General features: G+C 44.8%; 20 protein-coding genes and 1 pseudogene. 4 read left to right on the top strand and 17 right to left on the bottom strand.

All coding sequences use genetic code 11. The features are described 5' to 3' along the window. Positions 1-139: 139 nt before the first annotated feature. From acsC to PLA23_RS02060, 7 genes are all read right to left on the bottom strand, one after another. The gene (acsC, locus tag PLA23_RS02090; RefSeq protein WP_324473801.1) at positions 140-1,570 is read right to left on the bottom strand and encodes an acetyl-CoA decarbonylase/synthase complex subunit gamma; all 1,431 of its coding nucleotides are present in this window, start codon (positions 1,568-1,570) and stop codon (positions 140-142) included. Positions 1,571-1,580: 10 nt separating this feature from the next. Then, positions 1,581-2,837, bottom strand: coding sequence for a CO dehydrogenase/acetyl-CoA synthase subunit delta (gene cdhD / locus PLA23_RS02085; RefSeq protein ID WP_324327873.1), 1,257 nt, complete (start codon positions 2,835-2,837; stop codon positions 1,581-1,583). After that, positions 2,830-4,230 carry a CO dehydrogenase/CO-methylating acetyl-CoA synthase complex subunit beta gene (gene cdhC / locus PLA23_RS02080; protein ID WP_324327870.1) on the bottom strand — a complete coding sequence of 467 codons (1,401 nt, stop codon included), beginning with the start codon at positions 4,228-4,230 and terminating at the stop codon, positions 2,830-2,832. Before cdhC ends, cdhD begins: the two co-directional genes overlap by 8 nt. Then, complete coding sequence (gene cdhB, locus PLA23_RS02075; RefSeq protein ID WP_324473799.1) at positions 4,223-4,765, bottom strand: CO dehydrogenase/acetyl-CoA synthase complex subunit epsilon; 543 nt, start codon at positions 4,763-4,765, stop codon at positions 4,223-4,225. The genes cdhC and cdhB overlap by 8 nt, the downstream gene beginning before the upstream one ends. A 32-nt stretch (positions 4,766-4,797) precedes the next feature. Further along, positions 4,798-7,131, bottom strand: coding sequence for a CO dehydrogenase/acetyl-CoA synthase complex subunit alpha (gene cdhA, locus PLA23_RS02070; RefSeq protein ID WP_324327866.1), 2,334 nt, complete (start codon positions 7,129-7,131; stop codon positions 4,798-4,800). Between the two features lie 128 nt (positions 7,132-7,259). Continuing rightward, on the bottom strand, positions 7,260-8,024 hold the full coding sequence (locus tag PLA23_RS02065; protein WP_324327864.1) for an ATP-binding protein: 765 nt from the start codon (positions 8,022-8,024) through the stop codon (positions 7,260-7,262). Beyond that, complete coding sequence (locus PLA23_RS02060) at positions 8,024-8,797, bottom strand: ATP-binding protein (RefSeq protein WP_324327862.1); 774 nt, start codon at positions 8,795-8,797, stop codon at positions 8,024-8,026. The genes PLA23_RS02065 and PLA23_RS02060 overlap by 1 nt, the downstream gene beginning before the upstream one ends. Positions 8,798-9,093: 296 nt before the next feature. On the opposite strand from PLA23_RS02060, the gene PLA23_RS02055 reads away from it, so the two are divergent. Next, positions 9,094-9,717, top strand: a complete 624-nt coding sequence (locus PLA23_RS02055; RefSeq protein WP_324473797.1) for a hypothetical protein — start codon at positions 9,094-9,096, stop codon at positions 9,715-9,717. Positions 9,718-10,963: 1,246 nt separating this feature from the next. On the opposite strand, the gene PLA23_RS02050 is transcribed toward PLA23_RS02055, so the two are convergent. From PLA23_RS02050 to PLA23_RS02035, 4 genes are all read right to left on the bottom strand, one after another. Further along, entirely contained in the window at positions 10,964-11,143 is a 180-nt protein-coding gene (locus PLA23_RS02050; RefSeq protein ID WP_324327856.1) for a type II toxin-antitoxin system HicA family toxin, read from the bottom strand. Beyond that, the gene (locus PLA23_RS02045) at positions 11,136-11,381 is read right to left on the bottom strand and encodes a type II toxin-antitoxin system HicB family antitoxin (protein WP_324327854.1); all 246 of its coding nucleotides are present in this window, start codon (positions 11,379-11,381) and stop codon (positions 11,136-11,138) included. Before PLA23_RS02045 ends, PLA23_RS02050 begins: the two co-directional genes overlap by 8 nt. Before the next feature lie 210 nt (positions 11,382-11,591). After that, a complete protein-coding gene (locus tag PLA23_RS02040; protein ID WP_324327852.1) occupies positions 11,592-11,852 on the bottom strand; it encodes a S16 family serine protease in 261 nt (86 codons plus the stop codon). Between the two features lie 174 nt (positions 11,853-12,026). Then, positions 12,027-12,398: a hypothetical protein gene (locus PLA23_RS02035; RefSeq protein WP_324327850.1), complete on the bottom strand. Its 372-nt coding sequence runs from the start codon at positions 12,396-12,398 to the stop codon at positions 12,027-12,029. A gap of 59 nt (positions 12,399-12,457) precedes the next feature. On the opposite strand from PLA23_RS02035, the gene PLA23_RS02030 reads away from it, so the two are divergent. Further along, positions 12,458-12,688 (top strand): hypothetical protein, encoded by a 231-nt coding sequence (locus PLA23_RS02030; RefSeq protein ID WP_324473795.1) that lies wholly within the window; start codon positions 12,458-12,460, stop codon positions 12,686-12,688. On the opposite strand, the gene PLA23_RS02025 is transcribed toward PLA23_RS02030, so the two are convergent. From PLA23_RS02025 to PLA23_RS02000, 6 genes are all read right to left on the bottom strand, one after another. Beyond that, positions 12,689-13,402, bottom strand: coding sequence for an ABC transporter ATP-binding protein (locus PLA23_RS02025; RefSeq protein ID WP_324327847.1), 714 nt, complete (start codon positions 13,400-13,402; stop codon positions 12,689-12,691). Between the two features lies 1 nt (position 13,403). After that, positions 13,404-14,609, bottom strand: a complete 1,206-nt coding sequence (locus tag PLA23_RS02020; protein ID WP_324473793.1) for an ABC transporter permease — start codon at positions 14,607-14,609, stop codon at positions 13,404-13,406. Next, positions 14,609-15,808, bottom strand: coding sequence for a COG1361 S-layer family protein (locus tag PLA23_RS02015; RefSeq protein WP_324327844.1), 1,200 nt, complete (start codon positions 15,806-15,808; stop codon positions 14,609-14,611). The genes PLA23_RS02020 and PLA23_RS02015 overlap by 1 nt, the downstream gene beginning before the upstream one ends. Before the next feature lie 129 nt (positions 15,809-15,937). Next, entirely contained in the window at positions 15,938-16,705 is a 768-nt protein-coding gene (locus tag PLA23_RS02010) for a toast rack family protein (protein ID WP_324327842.1), read from the bottom strand. Next, on the bottom strand, positions 16,702-17,283 hold the full coding sequence (locus PLA23_RS02005) for a DUF1700 domain-containing protein (protein WP_324473792.1): 582 nt from the start codon (positions 17,281-17,283) through the stop codon (positions 16,702-16,704). Before PLA23_RS02005 ends, PLA23_RS02010 begins: the two co-directional genes overlap by 4 nt. Then, the gene (locus tag PLA23_RS02000) at positions 17,270-17,596 is read right to left on the bottom strand and encodes a PadR family transcriptional regulator (protein WP_324327838.1); all 327 of its coding nucleotides are present in this window, start codon (positions 17,594-17,596) and stop codon (positions 17,270-17,272) included. The genes PLA23_RS02005 and PLA23_RS02000 overlap by 14 nt, the downstream gene beginning before the upstream one ends. A 234-nt stretch (positions 17,597-17,830) precedes the next feature. Here PLA23_RS02000 and PLA23_RS01995 point away from each other — a divergent pair, with 234 nt between their 5' ends. Next, positions 17,831-18,508 (top strand): DUF4013 domain-containing protein, encoded by a 678-nt coding sequence (locus tag PLA23_RS01995; protein WP_324327836.1) that lies wholly within the window; start codon positions 17,831-17,833, stop codon positions 18,506-18,508. A gap of 67 nt (positions 18,509-18,575) precedes the next feature. Beyond that, positions 18,576-18,771, top strand: a pseudogene (locus PLA23_RS01990) (hypothetical protein); the annotation flags it as partial.

Here is an 18,771-nt window from a genome sequence, read left to right as displayed (position 1 = left end):
CCGCATGTGCCTTTCCCACCACAAATCGCCTCAAACTGAATACCTGCTTCACGTATGGCATCAAGAACGGAGGTTCCGGCCGCGACGGTCACCATCCGGTTCATCGGCTGAAAAAGTATTGAAACTAAAGAACTCACGATTATTCTTCCGATGGAGGCCAACGCTCTCGAATCATCTGTCCAATTCCGGATGAGTCCCGTGGCCCGACCAGGACCCGCCAACCGGTCTCATCCTCAGTTTCTCCTGAAAGCCGGGCAGCAAGACCAGGAATAATAAGAAACCGGTGAGATACTAAAGAATCAGCCTTGAATTGTTTTAATGATTCGGCAATCTTTGAGGCGGTCAGATATCTGCCGGCAACAGCAGCCTCTACCGAGAGTCCGCTGGTGTCAATAACGATAAGATAACAGTCAATTTTTGCAGCTTTGATATCTGATTCAACGGTGAAATATGTCAGGGCATAATTTGAGGTGATAAGAACCGGTGCATTCTTGTCAGGATTGCCAAATGTTCTAACGCCGGGATCAACCGAGACCGGTTTTCTCGGATCAGTATAGAGACCAAACCGCCAGATTAGCTGGGGAAGAAGCGTCCATCCCTCAATGCTGTGCATAATGAGGATATCAGCATACCTGGTGATGAGCATGGATGCAAGATAGGCCTCCTGCCACCGGTTTAAATTATCGGATAATTCCTGACCATTCCAGACCGAAATTGGTGTTCCAAGGAGAGGATATCCAAACAACGTATCAAAATTCCGGATTGCGGTCTTTCGAATCGTGGTAAAGAGATGAATGGTTTTTCCAATATTCTCACTGTGAAATGTCCCGGGATCAAGGACCATATCTTCAATACCCCATTCCTGTAATGTTCGTACCAGCGTACGGAGGAGTGACAGGTCTCCTGGTGCGGATACCACAATCGGACATCCGGACTGGAGCACAATTTCACCCATCTCCTTCCAGTTATCTCTGGTTATTGCGAAAATGAGGGGCTTTCTTTCGGAGCAGACCGCTATTCCGGCTTTTATAATCGCAGGGTTTGTGCTGCATAGAATGAGGGGAAGATCAGAATATCTGCATGCAGACCTGACGACTTCCTGGAATCGTTCAGGATTTTGTGTGACTGAACGAATCGCAAGTGCATCAAGTGTTAGAGTTCTGCCGATGTATGTGTATTTGAAATCCTGAATTTTTGAAATTCTTTCATTAATCTGTTCGTCATTCAAATCATCGGCAATATCGATAGCAATGGGCGGGGGGTTCTGATAGGTGAATTCATGCCTGTACAAGACATGTTTTCCCCCTACCGCCAGACGATGGGTATCGGTCCCAAAATGAATCGTACGAACCGGAGGGGCAAGGAGATGTAAAAGTTTTTTCAGATCCTTCTCATATTTTTTTGTCAGAAGGGGGGGACACCCTTCAATGACTGCTTCACCGTTGACGACCCTGGTTGCAAACGCCATACAGTTGGGTTCACCACATGCTGCACAATTCGTTCGTGGCAGGAGTTTGTACACGTCAATGGGACTGATCTCACGGATACTTTTTCTGTGTTCATCGGTCATCCTGTCCACCTCACATCGGTATGGATACCCAGTCAGCACATCCTTCTTTTTCGTCTGTCTTTCGCATAAGCCGTCCTGCAACCTCACGAAGGGTTGTGACTGCCAGTGGATGCATCATTAAAAAGATATCCACACCGGCAAGCAGCAAAGTAAGCCCCCCGATGGTCTCCCATAATGGCCCCCTGAGATCGTTTTTCCCAAATTCCGGGCCCAGATCCATCCATGCTTCCCGGGCTGACCAGGCATTCGTACAGGCAGAGATGGTTGGATGAGAGAGTTCCATATCCCCCATTAATGCTGCAAACCGTGCCCGTTCATGGATTGAAAAGGAATATTCAAGACCATATCCAAGGGCGACTGTAGTCAGGTCAATCAAAAGCCGTTCCGGAGGGAAATATTGATATATTCGTCGATTCAGCTCCTTTGCACTATTAAGGTCAAGCCCGGTAAATGCAAGCAGACAATGACCATGTTTGTCTGCGGCCTTGCAGACCGGTTCAAGTGTTTTGGCATCTGCCATATCCGAGGTGACCGAGTTGAGAAGCAGTCGTTCTCCTTCAGCCATCGCTGCAATCTCGGTAAAGGTCTCTGCATCCTTTTTTGGATCCCCGCATCCACCGATGATAAGAGGAACATCAACAGCCTGCAGAACTTCCTCAACCGTTCGTGATGCTTCACGGGGAGATCTGTTCTGAATGAGCGGATCCGTCGAGAGGAGATGTACGGTGACCATATCAGCCCCGAACTGCTCAACATTCATTCGTGCCCATGCTGCTGGATCATCTATCACGTCGGTCAGATGACTTTTGAGGGCTTTTGGCATCGGGACCCGGGTATCAAAGACATCCAGAGAGATGACCGGAGGGTGGACTGGTGGCGAATCCGGGTGGGTAAAGGGAATTGATGTCGATCCTCCGACAGTCACCGTTCTTGCCCGGGTTCCTCCCTCGGTTTTTGTTGCTCCAAGGGTGACCTCTCGAATCTGCGATGGAAACACATCCGGCTCAATCCGGAATTGCTCCACAATAAGGTCTTCAGGCCGTGGAAGAACCGTTAATGATGGTTTTCCATCAGGCATCACATCTCCTTTTAACGGGGGGTGGATCCCTGCAGGTACTATCCCTCCAAGGGGAAGCCAGAGCTCAAGTTCACCAAGTTCCAGTTCAACATGCTCAAGTTCAATCTGCCTTCCAGAGAAGAGTTCAGCAAGACCGGGACCGAGCATCCGAATGATACCGGAAAAATCTTGTTTATCCTGATCAGACATTTTTCCCTCCCCTTTTTGTGGAATGTGAATCCGCAGGCTGGATAATCACTCGTTCGGCATAAATCCTGGCATTTTTCAGGATAATTTTTATTCCGCCTGCCATGAGCGGCAGTTCCCCAATGGACATGACCGGTGCAGGTTCTGATATTTCTGATGCTGGTTCTTCAATCTCTTCAGGTATGATCCATTTTGAAACAACGGGATGATGCTGACTGGAAAGAAATGTTTTCAGGGATTCAATATCACTGGCATCCTTTTCGGTTGCAATAGCAGGTGCAATATCCTGCGGAATAATTCCCTGGAGCATCTCTTTAATCTCTGCCGGCATCCAGACAACTGCTTTCCATCCTCCGTCAGCCTGTAAGAATTTGACTGATCGCATATATTCAAGGGATATACCATGAAAACCTTCCACCTGCCGTCCTCCGGCTGTTGAATCAGCAAGGGTTGAGAATGGCAGACCATTGACGGTAGGGCCTGAAAACCGGCGGTGAACAATGCCAAAGCCTTCAACTTCAGGGATGTAAAAAGCGATGGCTTCAAAACATCCGCATGATGTATGGGGATAACCGAATGCAGAGTAGAGCCAGACGCGGTCAACCTCTCCCATCGAACGCTTTGAAGCATGTTCATTGACTCCCGAATATTCGCCATGTTCTGCATCTAGCACATCTCCTTTTGCTATGGGAAAGATGGGTCCTTCAGGATCCATTCTTGCCGCAGCCCTCCCGTCAAACCAGCTGATGGCCCCACAGTTTGCGTATCGCTGAGGGGTAATCACACAGATATGGGATGGGGCAAAAGACTGACAGAGGGCACACCCGTAAAAGGTATCCACCTCTTCATCGAGCAGTCCCCGTGCCCGTGCATCACGTTCTTCATACCGCTCCCGTGCCTGGGTATATGTCTTTAAAAACTCCTCTCCTCCTGTAAAGAAAGTGATCTGAATCTTTTGGATGATGGGAAGCTCGCTCCGGTATAAACTGATAAGTACACTGCCAATCTGGTGAAATGACGTGAGTCCTTTGGCAAATGATCGCTTTCCAACCCGCACCCAGAGATCATACCGCTGGTTCAGATGCATGACTCCCTGGATATAGTTCAGATATTCATGAATGCGACGCTCAAGGACACCTTCCAGATCCTCTTCCAGTTTCTCCCCTGCAACCTCAACCAGGATTCCAAATGGATAACTTTTCCCTTCTTCAAGGTCGGATAAATCAGGCCCGATAATCGTTACTTTTCCGTCAGTTATCTCATCAGGTTTTTTTACCAGAACAAGTTCAAATTTTTCGGATACTTTCGGCCCTCCCAGTTCAACCCTCATCTCCTCTTTTCTGATGCGCTCCCCTTCATGGATGAGTCCTACTTCAACCGGAATATCTTCAAACATGTGCTTTCTCTTCTCCCTGATGCATATGCTCTGATTGGATATGATCAATCAGACGTTCTGTCTCTTCTTTCCAAGTGATATGCTTCATATTCCCATATGACCAGTGTGCATGCGGATAATATCTCGGATCAAGGGAGATTATTTTTGTTTGAGGAGCATTCTGTTTCAGCCCTGAAAACAGAAGCGAACCGAGTGCATATGAGAATCCGATAATGCACACCAGATCATACTGCCCGTTTCCGTCAAGACCTTCCCAGGTGGGATCCCTGAGGCGGTCAAGTATCTCCATACTTCCATATACTCCTGATACATCAAGCCCTCGTGACAAAAGTTGTCCTGCAATGTGCGATGTGCAGATGATCGGAATATTCAGGGATTCATGCAGAACAGATACAAGTCTGATGATAACGTCTGTCCTCGAGCTGTCGGTCAGTGATTCATGACCGATAATGATAAGAGGATGTTTTGCTTTTTTTATCAGGGATATGAGAACATCAGGTTTTGTAATGACAAGCGCCTGTCTGGTGCCGCCCATCTCGGACCTGATCCAGGCTTCCTGAGCAGGCATCATACCCCTCCTTTACGGGTACGGATTTGAGACTTCAGAAGTGTGGGGTCAGGAATTGGCCTTTCTTTCAGACCTTTCTCTGCAAGAAGCGGGAGGAGTTCCTCCTTCATGGTGATGGGAATATCTGCCTGAGACCGGATAAAGAGGTGAATGTCATCAGGCAGTATCCCATAGAGCCGCTGGTAGAGATCAATATAATGGGTCAGTTTCATGGACCTGCCACGCGAGGTATCATTCGGTCTCATACAGAGTTTTGCGATGAGAACCATAGCCTCCTCTTTTGTCTCGGCGGTTACGAAAAGATGCTCTGGTACCGGACCGACCAAAACTTTCTCTCCGGATCTGGAATCATATACATACCAGTCATCTTCATGATCCTTCCTTCCCAAAAGCATCCGGCGATATTTAGCCCCATGCGGACCAACGATAACGGGAATGCCAAGACGCCAGAATCCTGCTGCAATCGCTGCAGCTTTCTGCGACATCGCTCCCCATGCAACCCCGACTGCACCGACGCGATTATACACATAATCGGCAATCTCTTCATAGTTACCCCGTAATGGCCTTTTTGCAAAAATACTTGCTATTTTTATGGCCGCACCAGCAATATGGGCGTTTGATACACAAGAACCGACGTTTACAATACCACCGGCATCAAACCGGCCGTGAAACTCTTCATAGGGGGTCTGACCATCTTCATTGCGGTACATCCCGATTGCCATTGCCGAACATCCAGATGCAACGGAGATATATCTTCGTTTTGCAAATTCACGTGCCATCTCGGCAACTTCAGATGCCCCATTGGGAAAATTGGCACATCCGACAAAAGCAACGACGCCTGGAATCTCCCCAAGAACAATCGGGCCTCCGACTTCGCGAATCTCGATATCCTGAATTGCCCCTCTCCCTGCCCGGACGGTGTATTTCTCCTCACATACACGTTCCTGTGCAGCTGCTACGAGAGAACTGTGGATGGGGATTCCTTTATTGCATACATCATCGCATCGTCCGCATCCGATACACCGTTCATATATCGCAGCAAGGTGTGAGAGATCACCACCAGCTGCCTGTTTCATTGCGTCCGGGAGTGGTGTCTCATTCGGACAGGCACGAGTACACTCCATACACCCCCCGCACCGTTTGGCAAGTTCAATCAGTTCTTCAGAGGTTGGTATGACACCTTGCTTTTTCTTCTTTCTGATAGCATGTGACTGAATAGCTGCCCGGACTGCAACCTCACCCACCTTTTGTGAATCAAGGATAAGGACTCCCGGCACCGTGCCTGATATCAGGTCGGCAACAATCGCATCAGGGTCATCATCGGTCCGGTCTGCAAGACCCGCACAGTTCTTCGAACTGGTGGCAATAAGCGGTGACTGAATATTTCCTGCTTCAATCAGAAGATCTGCCCTGACACATTGTTCATCCACGACAATAAGGTCCGGAATGCCACTTCGGATATACCGGAGCTGCCATGAGATAGGGCCGACAATTTTTGCACTTGGGTCATACCTCGTAAGATCGATTGCCGTGCAACAGATACCGGTTACTTCGATTGTTCCGGCTAGTCCATGATTGCGTGAATAATTGATAATATCAATAGCCGGTGGAACATTATGTCCAATCACGAGGATGACTGGTTTTTCAGGGTCAATTGTTCCAAGACCAAGATCGATCAAAGCAGCATCAGGGTCAGCTTTTGGGAGATTAAATGCCGAAATTTGTGCGATATCTGCAAGTTCAAGCCCAACATGATCGAGCATACCGGCATGAAAGACCTTGGATTCAAAATCGAGGGGATCGCTCTCCTGACCGGTATGAGCAGCAGCCAAAAGTTCGGTCACCTGACTTTCAAGGTAATCAAGAACGATCTCAAGATCTCCAAGTGTCTGTGGTTTTATTCCACAAACCAGGCGAATCATAGGTGCTTCAACATCGACATTCAAGCCTCCCACATCAAGAGGGGTTCGCCTGCCTTTTATGTGTATAAGATGATGTACCAGATGCCGTCCATGACTGATATGAGTCGCTGCCCCGATACAGGCGGCAAGAAGCACAATACGAGATTGCTGAGCCTCCATACCAATCCCGCATGCTCCCCTCTTCCCCCCGGAAAGGTCACACTTTCCATAGGTACATAAACAGCAGAGATCACAAAAAGGAATGTACAATGGTTTGTACCGGGTAAGGAGCATCCTGTCCCAGTTTCGGAGTGCGGTATGATCAGGGAAAGGTGTTGGCCCTTCCTTTTCGTCCCATTGTTCTCCCTTGATCGTGCCTATCTGAATGTCCAGATCCTTTACGGATCCGGTAGAGCTTTTCGCTTCGCTCACACGTATATGAATATTTTTTCTGTTCACAGGTATCCGGCCGGAAAGTTGCTTCTCATAAGTAGCAATTCATTATGGTTTAATGATTTACCTCTGTTGATCATTCTTCATGTACACCAACCATGGAAATATTATGAATATTCGGCATTTTTAATTATTTTCTCTATAGAAGCCGGACCTGGATTTTCAGAAGGACTCCCCAATAGTTTTTGTCCTGTAATTGTTCGTTTGAGTACGTCCTCATCAAATGATATCTTTCCAAGATATGTGATATCAGGAACAGATTGTGCTTTTTCAACAAGCTCTTCAGGGAATAAAAACCCCCCTACCGACATAAACCGGTCATACTGAATTCCGCATTCATCTGCAATTTTTTTTGCCCGTGCCAGATGAGCAAATGATTTGGCTGACGGTCCAAGGACGTCAATGATATCATGAACCTGCGCAGTAACCCGTCGGTTTAAATGTTCCAATCCTCCTGGTGCATCTATAATGACATAGCGGTATTGTTTGATAAGTCGGGAAAGAGCATCACGAAGGGCAGCATCAGGCATGCAATAACAACCCTCCACCCATTTTGTGCCGATGGCGATGAAATCAAATGATTCACCTTCATACATACCATCCTGCCAGATTCTCTGTTCAATCCGTTCAGATGGTGGTATTCCGATGGTTGTTCCCCCTTTTTCGATAAAGGTCTCTTCGATGAGTTCTGCAATGCTTTTCTTCCCTTCATCTGCAAGATCGACTCCTATCATCTCGCCCAGACTCTGATCCGGATCAAGGTCTACCAATAACAGGGGTGTTTGATGAGTTCTGATAAAATAATCTGCAATAAGACTCACAAATGAGGTTTTTCCGGTCCCTCCCCGGCCCATAATAACAATGGTCTTCATTATGATAGTGCTCCTTCAATCCAATGCCTAAGAACGCTGATCGCTCGTGTTGCCGGAGTGGTAAGGGTAACTGGTGAAATTCCTCTGATCCCGGCATTGAGAATCTCTCCGTCATAGGGTATAAGTGCTGCAACCGGAACCTGAGCTGATGAAGCCATCCTCACTATTTGCTCTTTGGTTTCTGAATCCAGGACCCGGTTTCCAACAAGAGCAATCAATGGAATGCCCCCGTCACGGGCAAGACGGACAATCCGTTCAGCAGTTACCAAAGACGCCTGGTGAGCATCAGTAACAACCAGCATCACGTCAACATGCTCTGCAGTCCCTCTACCAAGATGCTCTATCCCTGCTTCCATATCCAGTATTACGACTTCATCAGAAGTCATAAGATGGCTGATAAGTGTCCTGACAACACTGTATGCCGGGCAGGCACACCCGGATCCCATCGCCTGGACAGTTCCCATAACAAGCAGTGATACTCCGCATGGTGTCATAACCGACTGGGACTGGATGATATCATCAACCGGGAATACCAACTTAAATACTCCCGGAAAGTCAGTCTTCGTCTTTTCCTCAATGAGGGGAATATTTTCGGCTATTGGTGTAATTTTTTCTAGTTTTTCCTGAGTCAAGCCAAATGTCAATGCAAGATTTGGTGATGTATCTGCATCAATTGCAATAGTTCTCGTCCCTTCACTGGCATACTGGCATGCAAGGGTCCCGGAAATGAATGTCTTTCCAACCCCTCCTTTCCCTGTGACGGCGATTTTCATATAACGGGACCTCGGTGAAAATTATGAAAATTCGATCTCATCTTTCACCATTCATCTTTATAAAGGTATTAAATGTTTGGTTTTCAAATTGAAATTTTCTGACCGAACTGTTGTCGAGTCAATTTTGTCAGGCAAAAGAATTTTATCGAGATCCATTGTTATTACATTTAGATTTCGCTATATTTACCCAGATATCTTCAAATTAATTCCTGTTGATAATATTCTTATACTCAATATCAGTTTCTCACTGGAAACATTGAAGACTACAGTCATTGATATACCCACGGTGAGAGACCATGACAGATCAGGTACATATCCAGATCATACTCCTGCTGATATGTTTCGGATTAATGGCAGGAGGTTCTACTGCTGCAGTTCCTGTACTCAGGGCACATGAGGTACCGGGTGCATTGACAATGCTGCTTCCGGCTGGATGGAATATTGATAATTTTCAGTGTCTCGGGATAAGCATAACTAATCCACAAGACCCAACCTATGGTATTATGTTTCTTTCTCAATTACATCAATATCCGAATCTTCTTCCCTATGGGACAACCCCCGAACAATATGTAGAGAACTATTTCAGCCAGGATCTTGCGTTGGGAGGAAAGGTGGTTGATAATGTACAGATTTTGCGATATACTGATACCGATGTAAGTGGCATCAGTGCCTTTGGCGGTATTCATGTCAAACCAATGGAAGTCTCTCTAAAAATAAACGGAGTTCCGGTTATCGCATATTTGACGGTTGGGACATATGATATCTATGTCGGGACGGTTGTTGCGTATCTCTGGGGATTTTATGGACCTGCTGCAACTATTGCTGAAGATGGCCCAATTATGAAACAGGTATTTGACTCAATCAGGTACGACCAGGATTACCTGGCTGAATGCAGACGCTTGATGAAATGGGGAGATTAAAACTCTCTTAAAATCTTTTTATTGACCTTTTGATAAAATTTTACCATCCTTTGTTTAGAGAAATGCCGAAAATCTCATCATTTACCTGATTCTTAATCTCTTTCATCATAAAAAGATCCTGGTTTCGCACGATAATAAGACGAACACCTTTTCCCGGAGTCCTGAGTAATCCTTTCCATACCTATTATATCCGCAGATCTGTTTCCTGATAGTCCATTGTGAAGAACCGGTGAGTTTAGAGAGTTCTACCGCAGAACTCACGTTTTCCAATCCTTAGAACTGAAATGAGGTCTGATTCACTTCTGGTCAGTTTTGTTATCTGACTTCCCGATTCACCATTTAATGCCTAGTATATCCGGTTTGTATACCTAAAATCATCGATATTTGCATAAATGACCGTCTGCCTGTGTATCTGTGTTTTTCATGCTGTTACTGGCAGAGACAGGCTATGAATTTGATGAGAACCAGAAGCATCCCCGGGTTTCTCCTGTTTGCGGATGAAGTAAACCTGATCCAGGTTGCATAGGGTATGACCACATAGACCGGTGATAATTATTCCCATATCTGCTGACATACAAGTACTTCATCTCTGCTTAAGGTCTTTTCACCGGTTACAAGGATATGAAGTCCGTTTGAATTAATCACGGTCCGGGATGAAAATGACATGATCAAACACTAGGTGATAAATACGACTTGAAACCCTCCGGCTATGGGAACAGAAATAATGATATCCCAATAAATCTATACCTAAAATATACCTCTGCCCGGATCGTTATGCCGCCAAGCCTGATGATTGGACGGGGGTTCTTCTTCTTTTCTTCTATATAATCGCATGTTGTCTTCGGGTTTCTGATTTTTTTTCCCAACGTTTATTTCAAGGACTCTTGATCCCGGTCACTTTTTGCCCGTTTATCATAGGGTTTTGACATGAGAAAGAATTGTCTATCTGTTAGGTCATTTGTAATTCCCGCTATGATTCCGGGTGTTCTCAGTGGGTTTGCCTATACTGATACATCCTGTTATGCATCTGGTTCCGGTAATTTTGGGAACAGTATCTAATGGTTCCTGAATTATTGCAGTATGGAATTAGTTTTCCCGAAACGACAATAGGTGTGATGCGTGAGGATAAATCATCCTCCATTCAAGTTTAATACCTGTGATCCGGTTCTTCAAAGAAGGAGAGATATTGATAGTCACCTATGAAAGAATTCCAGATATATTCATTTGTCAGCCCGTTTGTACGGATTTACTTCCGAAGTAATCCTGGCCCCAGTTCTTTTCCTGAATGCACAGGGATCGACAGATGTACTGGGCTTCCTTCTTTAATCAGGATATAATGACTGCCTTCGATATGGTTCACTATCCAACCGGCTCTTTTAAAAGCTGCAACATGGAGATCGCCTGATGCCCTGGGTAATTTAGGCATGGGTACTTTCAGGGATCTCAAAAGAGAAGGAGAAATTTTCTGGATTATTATTCAGAAGTTTGCATGTAGCAATTTTAATCCGACTGGTAATACAGCCGGCGATTGCTTCATTGATAGACTCCAGAGCTTCTTCGAGGGTTTCTCCTTCACTCAGGCAGCCTAAAAGTTCAGGACACTCCATAACGAAATGTCCCTCTTCATCTTTTTCACAGAGAATGGTTAGTTTTATGATGATCAATACGATTATTAAAATTCATTATAGGATTTTATTTTATGAGCAATAAACATCTTTCTCTGATATTACAGGATTCAAAATAATTTCCCAGGGTGTATGAGGCAGATTAAGGAAATTGATAATTCCAGAATAATTGTGCGAATTCTAAATTTCACAGATGAATTAAGAGAAATTGTTCGATTGTCAGGGCCTCGTATTGAAAAATAGTATGCGTTAATTTTTTGGTGCCGAATGTCGGAACGAAGGGAAAGCTTTGATATTACCCTGGATACTGATATCTCCGAGAATCACAATTCCCGGTCTGACGGGATGTGACCTGATTGCCGAGTAGATGGCAGTAATAAAAGCAACTCCAGAATCTGCAGGGACTCGGTTATTTAAGAGATCAAAGGCTTCAACATGAAAATCAGAAGTTTCAAACTCTTGTTCTATTCCCATCTGAACTATATGACTTTCGATATATGAAAAATCCACAAGAAATAATCTGATTAATTATAAGGATACATTTGCTGATATGATTCAGGATGTAATGAGTAAACCTGTGAGGACATTATCACTTATGGAAGTTAATCAGTAGAAAAAGAATACTCCGGAAGGAGGCAACCCGGATGTTTCATGAGAGGTTAAAAAAAAGGAATTCCAGAGATATCAGGGGTTGATTTTTATTGCCTGATCATACAGAATTTCACTCCATGACGGACCTACTCCTGTTTCTGGTTCTACATATATTCTAAACCCGATAAAGCAGGATTCATCAGGTTCGATACCATATGGTCCTACTCCGGAGGGAACTACTAATGTGACCATATCCGGATCTTCTTCCCGTGCTACTTTAGCGACATAGAGATACTTTGCATGAGGATTATCTGGTAAAAATTTATCCGCGGTACCAGTTAAATCAACATTTGTCAATCCACCAATTCCATTTAAGGCTTTTTGACCATATACTCCAAAGTTCGAGTAGGTCGCTTTTCCTGTGACGGCATGGTTTAATTGACAAAATATGTATTTATACTCCACTGCTGTAGGATTTGCAAAAACCGATATGCACTAATACCTCGTATGTTAATTATCACAGTATGTTCGGAATGGAAAACATGGCCAAACAATTTCTTTCCTCGCCTGAAGGCCAGAAAATGATAATGGACTTTATTTCTTCTCCCGATGGAGTAAACACCATAAAAAAGATGGTAGGAACACCTGAAGGAAAAAAGGCAGTCGGGACTCTTATAAAAACTGCTCTTCCAGCTCTTGGATTAAGCGGTGAGGAAATGGGAATGATCACCGGAATACTGGATAAATTCCTGTAATCATTTATATTTACACGCTTTTTCCAGAATCTCTTCTGGTGGAGGACCATCGGAAATTAATTGCCCGTCACGAAGAACTATTATCCGGTCAAAATATTCCATATGCCAGTCCTCATGAGAGACCATAACAATAGTCTGGGCCATCTCCCTGTTAATCTGCTTAAAGAGATCAAGGACATTCCTCGAACTCTCTGAGTCCAGATTTGCACATGGCTCATCAGCAAAGAGAATCTCTGGTTTATTCACCATCGCCCGGGCAATCGCTACCCGTTGTTGCTGACCACCAGAGAGTTCATTGTGTTTGTGCGTCAGGCGATCAGCAAGCCCAATCCGTTCAAGGATTTCGTATGTCTGTGCCTGATACTCTTCTTTCGATGTTCCGCGTATCATCGAGGTCAGATATACGTTCTCTTCAACGGTCAGTTCAGGAACAAGGGCGTAATCCTGAAAGACATACCCTAGTCTTTTCAGTCTGAAACGGGTTCTTTGCCGGTCATTTAAGGTTTTCACATCAATACCGCCAAGAATAATCTTTCCATCAGTGGGTTTGTCAAGAAGTCCGAGAAGATGGAGCAAGGTGGACTTTCCTGACCCACTTGCGCCCATAATCCCTACAAATTCACCCTTCTGAATGGTCAGGGAAACACCCCGCAATGCATGGACGGTTACTTTCCCCATTTCATAAATTCGGGTCAGGTTTTCAGCGATAATCATGTCAGCTCCTCATAGCAGTCAGGATGTCTTCAGATGCCACCCGCCATGCCGGGATATAGCCTGCAATACATGAAGCAATATACAGCATGATAGTATTATTGATAAGATCTGATGTTGCAACCACAGGCGTGACCGATCCATCAGGAAACTGAAATGGATACACGGTGAGTATAGCGACCATTGATTCCACAAGGGTTATTCCGACGATAACACCGAATGTCGTCAGGATGAGGACCTGAAATACATAATTATGAATTATGATACTCTTCTCTACGCCAAGCGCCTTTAAGACACCAATCTGTCGCCTGCTGTTTAATGTCTTAATCATGATGACAATAAACAGCACAACGATTGCAATAATCAGGGAGACCACAATGGTTATCGAGTTTAACATGGCAAAGTTCTGAACCGCCCGGCCCATGGCTTCTTCCAGAATGTCCTGCCAGGTCTGAACTTTTTCCCTGATACCATACCGGTATATCTGTGTTTTTACAAGAGGCTCATATGCATCCAGGTCTGTCTTAATGATAACATCAGTTGCATAATCCACCTTCCGGCCAAAGACCGATTCAAGTTCATCCCAGGTGATATAGGCCCCCTGATCCGCATAATATGAACCGGTCTCGATGATTCCTTTCACATGGTAGACCTTTGTTACGCCGTTTGTATACTCCACTGTAACCGGATCCCCTGCTTTCAGATACCCAAGAGTGGGTCCCATGTCAAGGCTATTGTCTTTATGTCCTGATGTCTGAATACCGATAATTATCTCGTCAAGTTCTCCATCAGCAAGATAATCTCCATCCACCATCTTGCGATATACATCGGTGACGAGTCGTTCATCATCCGGCTTTATTGCTACAACGGTCGATCCCAGGCTGTTTGCTTTATATCGGAGCGTTACTCCGGTTCCATAATGGGCTGAAGCCCTGATCACACCGGGAATCCGATTTATCTTTTCAAGTAACGAGAATACATCCTCGATATATAATTCATCCTCATGTGGGGAGATGAGAATATTTCCGGTCTGATACGTAATGATCTGATCTTCAGCGACTTTGATAAATCCCAGAATAATTGAGGGCATGAAGATCATGTTGGTAAAGACCATGGCAATGATCAATACCGTCAGGTACAAACTCCCCCTGCTCCCTCTGAGAATTCCCCTGAGTGCTAAAAAAAATGAAACCCTAAGGTCAAGAAGCATCAGTCATCCTCGTTTTTACGCCTCATATACCAGAATCCTCCTGCACCGGCACCGAGTATCAGCAGGATCAGGATGATCATTGCAGAAGAGTCACCACCATCTGCAACCGTAAGCACGAGATCCTTTTCAAGGGTATGTGTACCCCAGTCATCCACATAGGTGATGGTGGTATGATAAGCATATTCACCTGCCTCTGTGCCTTCCAGAACAAAGGTGGCCGGAGCGTCATTTCCCGCTTTTATACGGCCAATAAATGCCTCTTTTGCCCCTTTGATCGGAAGGTTGACGGTAGCACTGACAGATTTTGCCTCACCGGTTCCGGTATTCTGAACTCTGATGATAAGATCAAATGGTTCTCCGGGTTTTACCCGTGATGGGGTTGTTTCAACGGAGGTTATACTGATTTCAGACTCTCCTCTGACATCAAGACCGATAGAACCGGAGTCTTCGATGATCGTTCCATCAAGGAGGGCATATGACATCCTGACCGGAACTTCGATAATTCCAGACTGGGTATTCTTGTCAATAAGCAGGGAAAGGTTTTTTTCACGGTACATCCCGGAACCAAGCCGATCTATCATGAACGAGCTGATACCCGCTGGTATGGCCACCGGTGGAGTGCCATTTACAAACACCCGGATATTGTCAGCCTGCGTTGAACCTTCATTCATAATTCTGATAGTACCCTCAACTTTCGTCCCTGGTTTTACTGGTTCAGGAAATGTATTTTCAAGTGCAAGTGAGGGTGTTCTTAGAACTGATAACTGGGTATTGACGTTCACCGGCACCGGATATTTGAGACTTTGTCCATCTCTGACACGTATCCAGACTTCGGGAAAATACATGCCACTTTTTTGCGGGGCACGGATCAGGAAGGTTACCGGGACAGGCTGATCTGGTCCGATATTTCCTTCAAATTTGGAGTCCCCGCCTAATACCTCAAAATCTTTGGACTTTAGGATGACACTGTCAATATAGGGGGTGATACTGGTCGTAGTCTGACTGACATCCTGTCCGTATGATACTGAACTGGTCGTTGTGCCGCTTGTAATACTCTTCAGGGTTACTGTTAATGTTCCTTCCTCACCAGGAAGCAGCACTGCCGGAGATACCTTATAATCAGCCACGATAACTGACACCTGTGGTGAGGCTGATACCAGGGGAAACACTCCTGCCAGGAGAAGTAGGATAAGTGTCACGGATAATACATATCCGTATTTTTTTGTTGTATGAGGGACTTTTATCATCATTGTCATGTAGTCTGATGTGCTGTGTTCATATATCAATGCGTTGAATACTCTCCAAAATTCAGAGATTTATTTCAATTATCATTTTTTCATGGCATTCTCCGTTCGTAACGTAACATCACCGAGCCCCTGAGAGATGGTAACATGAATGACAGGTGCATCCGGTTTGTCTGTTGTATGATAGTATCCGTGAGCATTTCCTGAAAATCCTGTTAAAAGCAGATTTCCAAGGCCCCTGTCAAGGGAAACAGAGACATGTGACTGGTCCGGAAACAGAATGGTAATATCACCAGCTCCGTTTTCTATGCGGATGGGGAGATCTTTTCCTTTCCATGCGGTGATATTCAGAAAGATTGATCCTGCTCCTGATTCAAGGGCCAGTTCTGAAATCTGTGCATCTCCTGGTGCCATATGAATATCCCCTGCCCCGACAGAGATCATCAGACTCATCGGGATCTGGTTCCCTAACCGGATATCCCATTTTTCCTCTCCTCCGATCATCTCATGAAAGAGATCCGAATGACGATCAACAGAGGCAAACAAGGTTTTGTTGGTTATTGCATGAGTGAGACGGGGAAGGTAATGGTTTGTATCGGCATGGACTTTTCCGGAGAGTATTTCCTCCATTGATCCATCGGTAATATTGATTGTTCCCGTATCCACTTTGAGATTCATTCGTACGGTTTCAATGCCATCATATGGAATACGAAAATCAGATGACTCCTCCAGATCCGGTTTGGTTTTATCTGATTCGATAAGTAATACTATTCCTCCAAGGCCAAAACTGAGTATCATGATGAGGAACAGCCAGCAGAAGATCTGTCGTGTGGACGGCAGAGTACAGATCATATCTGTTCACTCCCATGAATGACAGCAATATTCCATTTCAGATATCTAATCCCAATCCGGTACAACACCCTGATCAGCCAGTACTCCATGATTAATATGAGTAATCCAAGGCATGTTATTCCGATTCCAAGGAATACGGCTGCCGGAGCAGAGAAGAAAAGGACTCCTGAAACGATACCAAGGAGTTCAAGAACAGCACCTCCAGTAAGAATTGGCCCGGCACAACAGAGTGAAAACCCAATAAGGAACAAAACTGCAAGAACCATAATGATACATATCAATGGGATAAGTACTACGATCAGATTGAACAAACCAAGTCCGATTGTTGCTAGGATTGCCCTGCCAAGTCCCCCTGCAGACGGGTCAGCCTCAGCATTTTTCACAAGTGCTGCTGCTGTATATTCCCGGCCGATAGTTCGTGGATCTCCGAGTGCCTCTGATATCTCTTCTTCACTTCTTCCATCCAGAACTCCCATCTCAAAATGTTCAGCATAATCTGCAAGTATGTCCTTCTTTTGTGCATCAGGTATTCCTGATAATGCAGAAGCGAGTTTTTTCAGATATTCATCCTTCTGCATTGGCCATTTCTCCGATGAGATCATTAACCGCAGTTGAAAAAATTCTCCATTCCCGGATTAATTCATCACGTGCTGCGATTCCCTGCTCAGTCAGTGAGTAGTATTTTCGTGCAGGTCCTTCACCTGACTCCTGAAGATACGTAGTCACATACCCTTCGGTTAAGAGACGACGAAGAAGCGGGTAGATACTCCCTTCAGAAATCTCAAACCGCTGTGATATTTCATGAACCAGTTCATACCCGTACCGGTCACGAAATCCTAGTAGCGCCATAACACACATGTCCAGTATACCCTTCTTGAATTGCGCGTTCATTCACCGGCCCCAACTGTTCCTGATTGTGTTTCATCAGAATACCATACAATCATGTGTGAATTATCAGCTTCCTTGTGTTTTGAGGTATCTTACAATACAAGATAGTGAATAATACTTGTACGTGGGAACTATTAAATGATTTCCTGATTAAATTGTTCAGGATTCAGGTTCTTTATTGAAAATCTGATAGGATATCCTTATATGAGACCTGTTCTAACCTTCTCCTGACATATCATGGATTACAAAAAAGCATTGTATGAATCTGCACAGTTTACCCATGACACGGTATGGGGGAACTGGAAACGGTGGATATTATTGGCAGTCTGGACTATCCTGTTCCCTCTTCTGGGAGGATATATTATGGATATTTTCCGTGGCAATCCGCACCCGCAGGAGTGTAATGACTGGGTAAGGCGGTTTATTGACGGATTAAAATACCTGTTTGCAGGTCTGATTTATTCAATTCCCATAATTATAGTACTTATATTGACATTTTTTCCGGTTTTTATGGAATTGATCCGGCAGGTCACATCAAAATCGCATACTATTCAGTTTGATACGTTTATTCCATATGTTATGCCTGTTATTGGAGGAATTATTGTCGCAATTATCCTGTGGATCATTATCACACTGATATGTACAATCGGTATAATCAGAATGGCCAGGATGAACCGATTTGTTGAGGCTTTTAATATCAGGGAGATTATCAGGACTATTCAAAAGATTGGATGGAGCACGTATCTTGTTGCCCTGGTAATCATCTATGTAATTTCCCTCATTATCGGATTTGGTATTAATCTTGTGATGGAAGCTCCATTCATTGGCTTTATTATTGCCCTCTTCCTTTGGCCATTACTTACCATCTTTGAATCCCGGTACTTTACCCTTCTCTATGAAGAGTCAGGAGAATAATTATCTGTAACCATAGGGTACGCATGATAATGGGGATGGAAAAATCAGGGATGCACAACCGATGAGCATGAGTAGGCAGGATATTCCATCATCTTTTTTTATCAGGCCGGTATTTCTCTCTTTGACAATCGGTGTGCCATTTTGTCTGTATAAAATCCTGTTTGGGATACAGTGTATCCGGGCAGCAGGAATTTATAGTCAGTTCCTGTTTTGGTATGCCGGCTGGGTGCTTATCCTCTGGGCGGGGGCTGATATGATGATGA

Origin of the sequence: Methanospirillum sp., assembly GCF_035406105.1 — an archaeon.
Taxonomy (GTDB): domain Archaea; phylum Halobacteriota; class Methanomicrobia; order Methanomicrobiales; family Methanospirillaceae; genus Methanospirillum.
The sequence above is the reverse complement of the archived record's forward strand: the minus strand, read 5'-3'. Positions and strand labels throughout refer to the sequence as shown.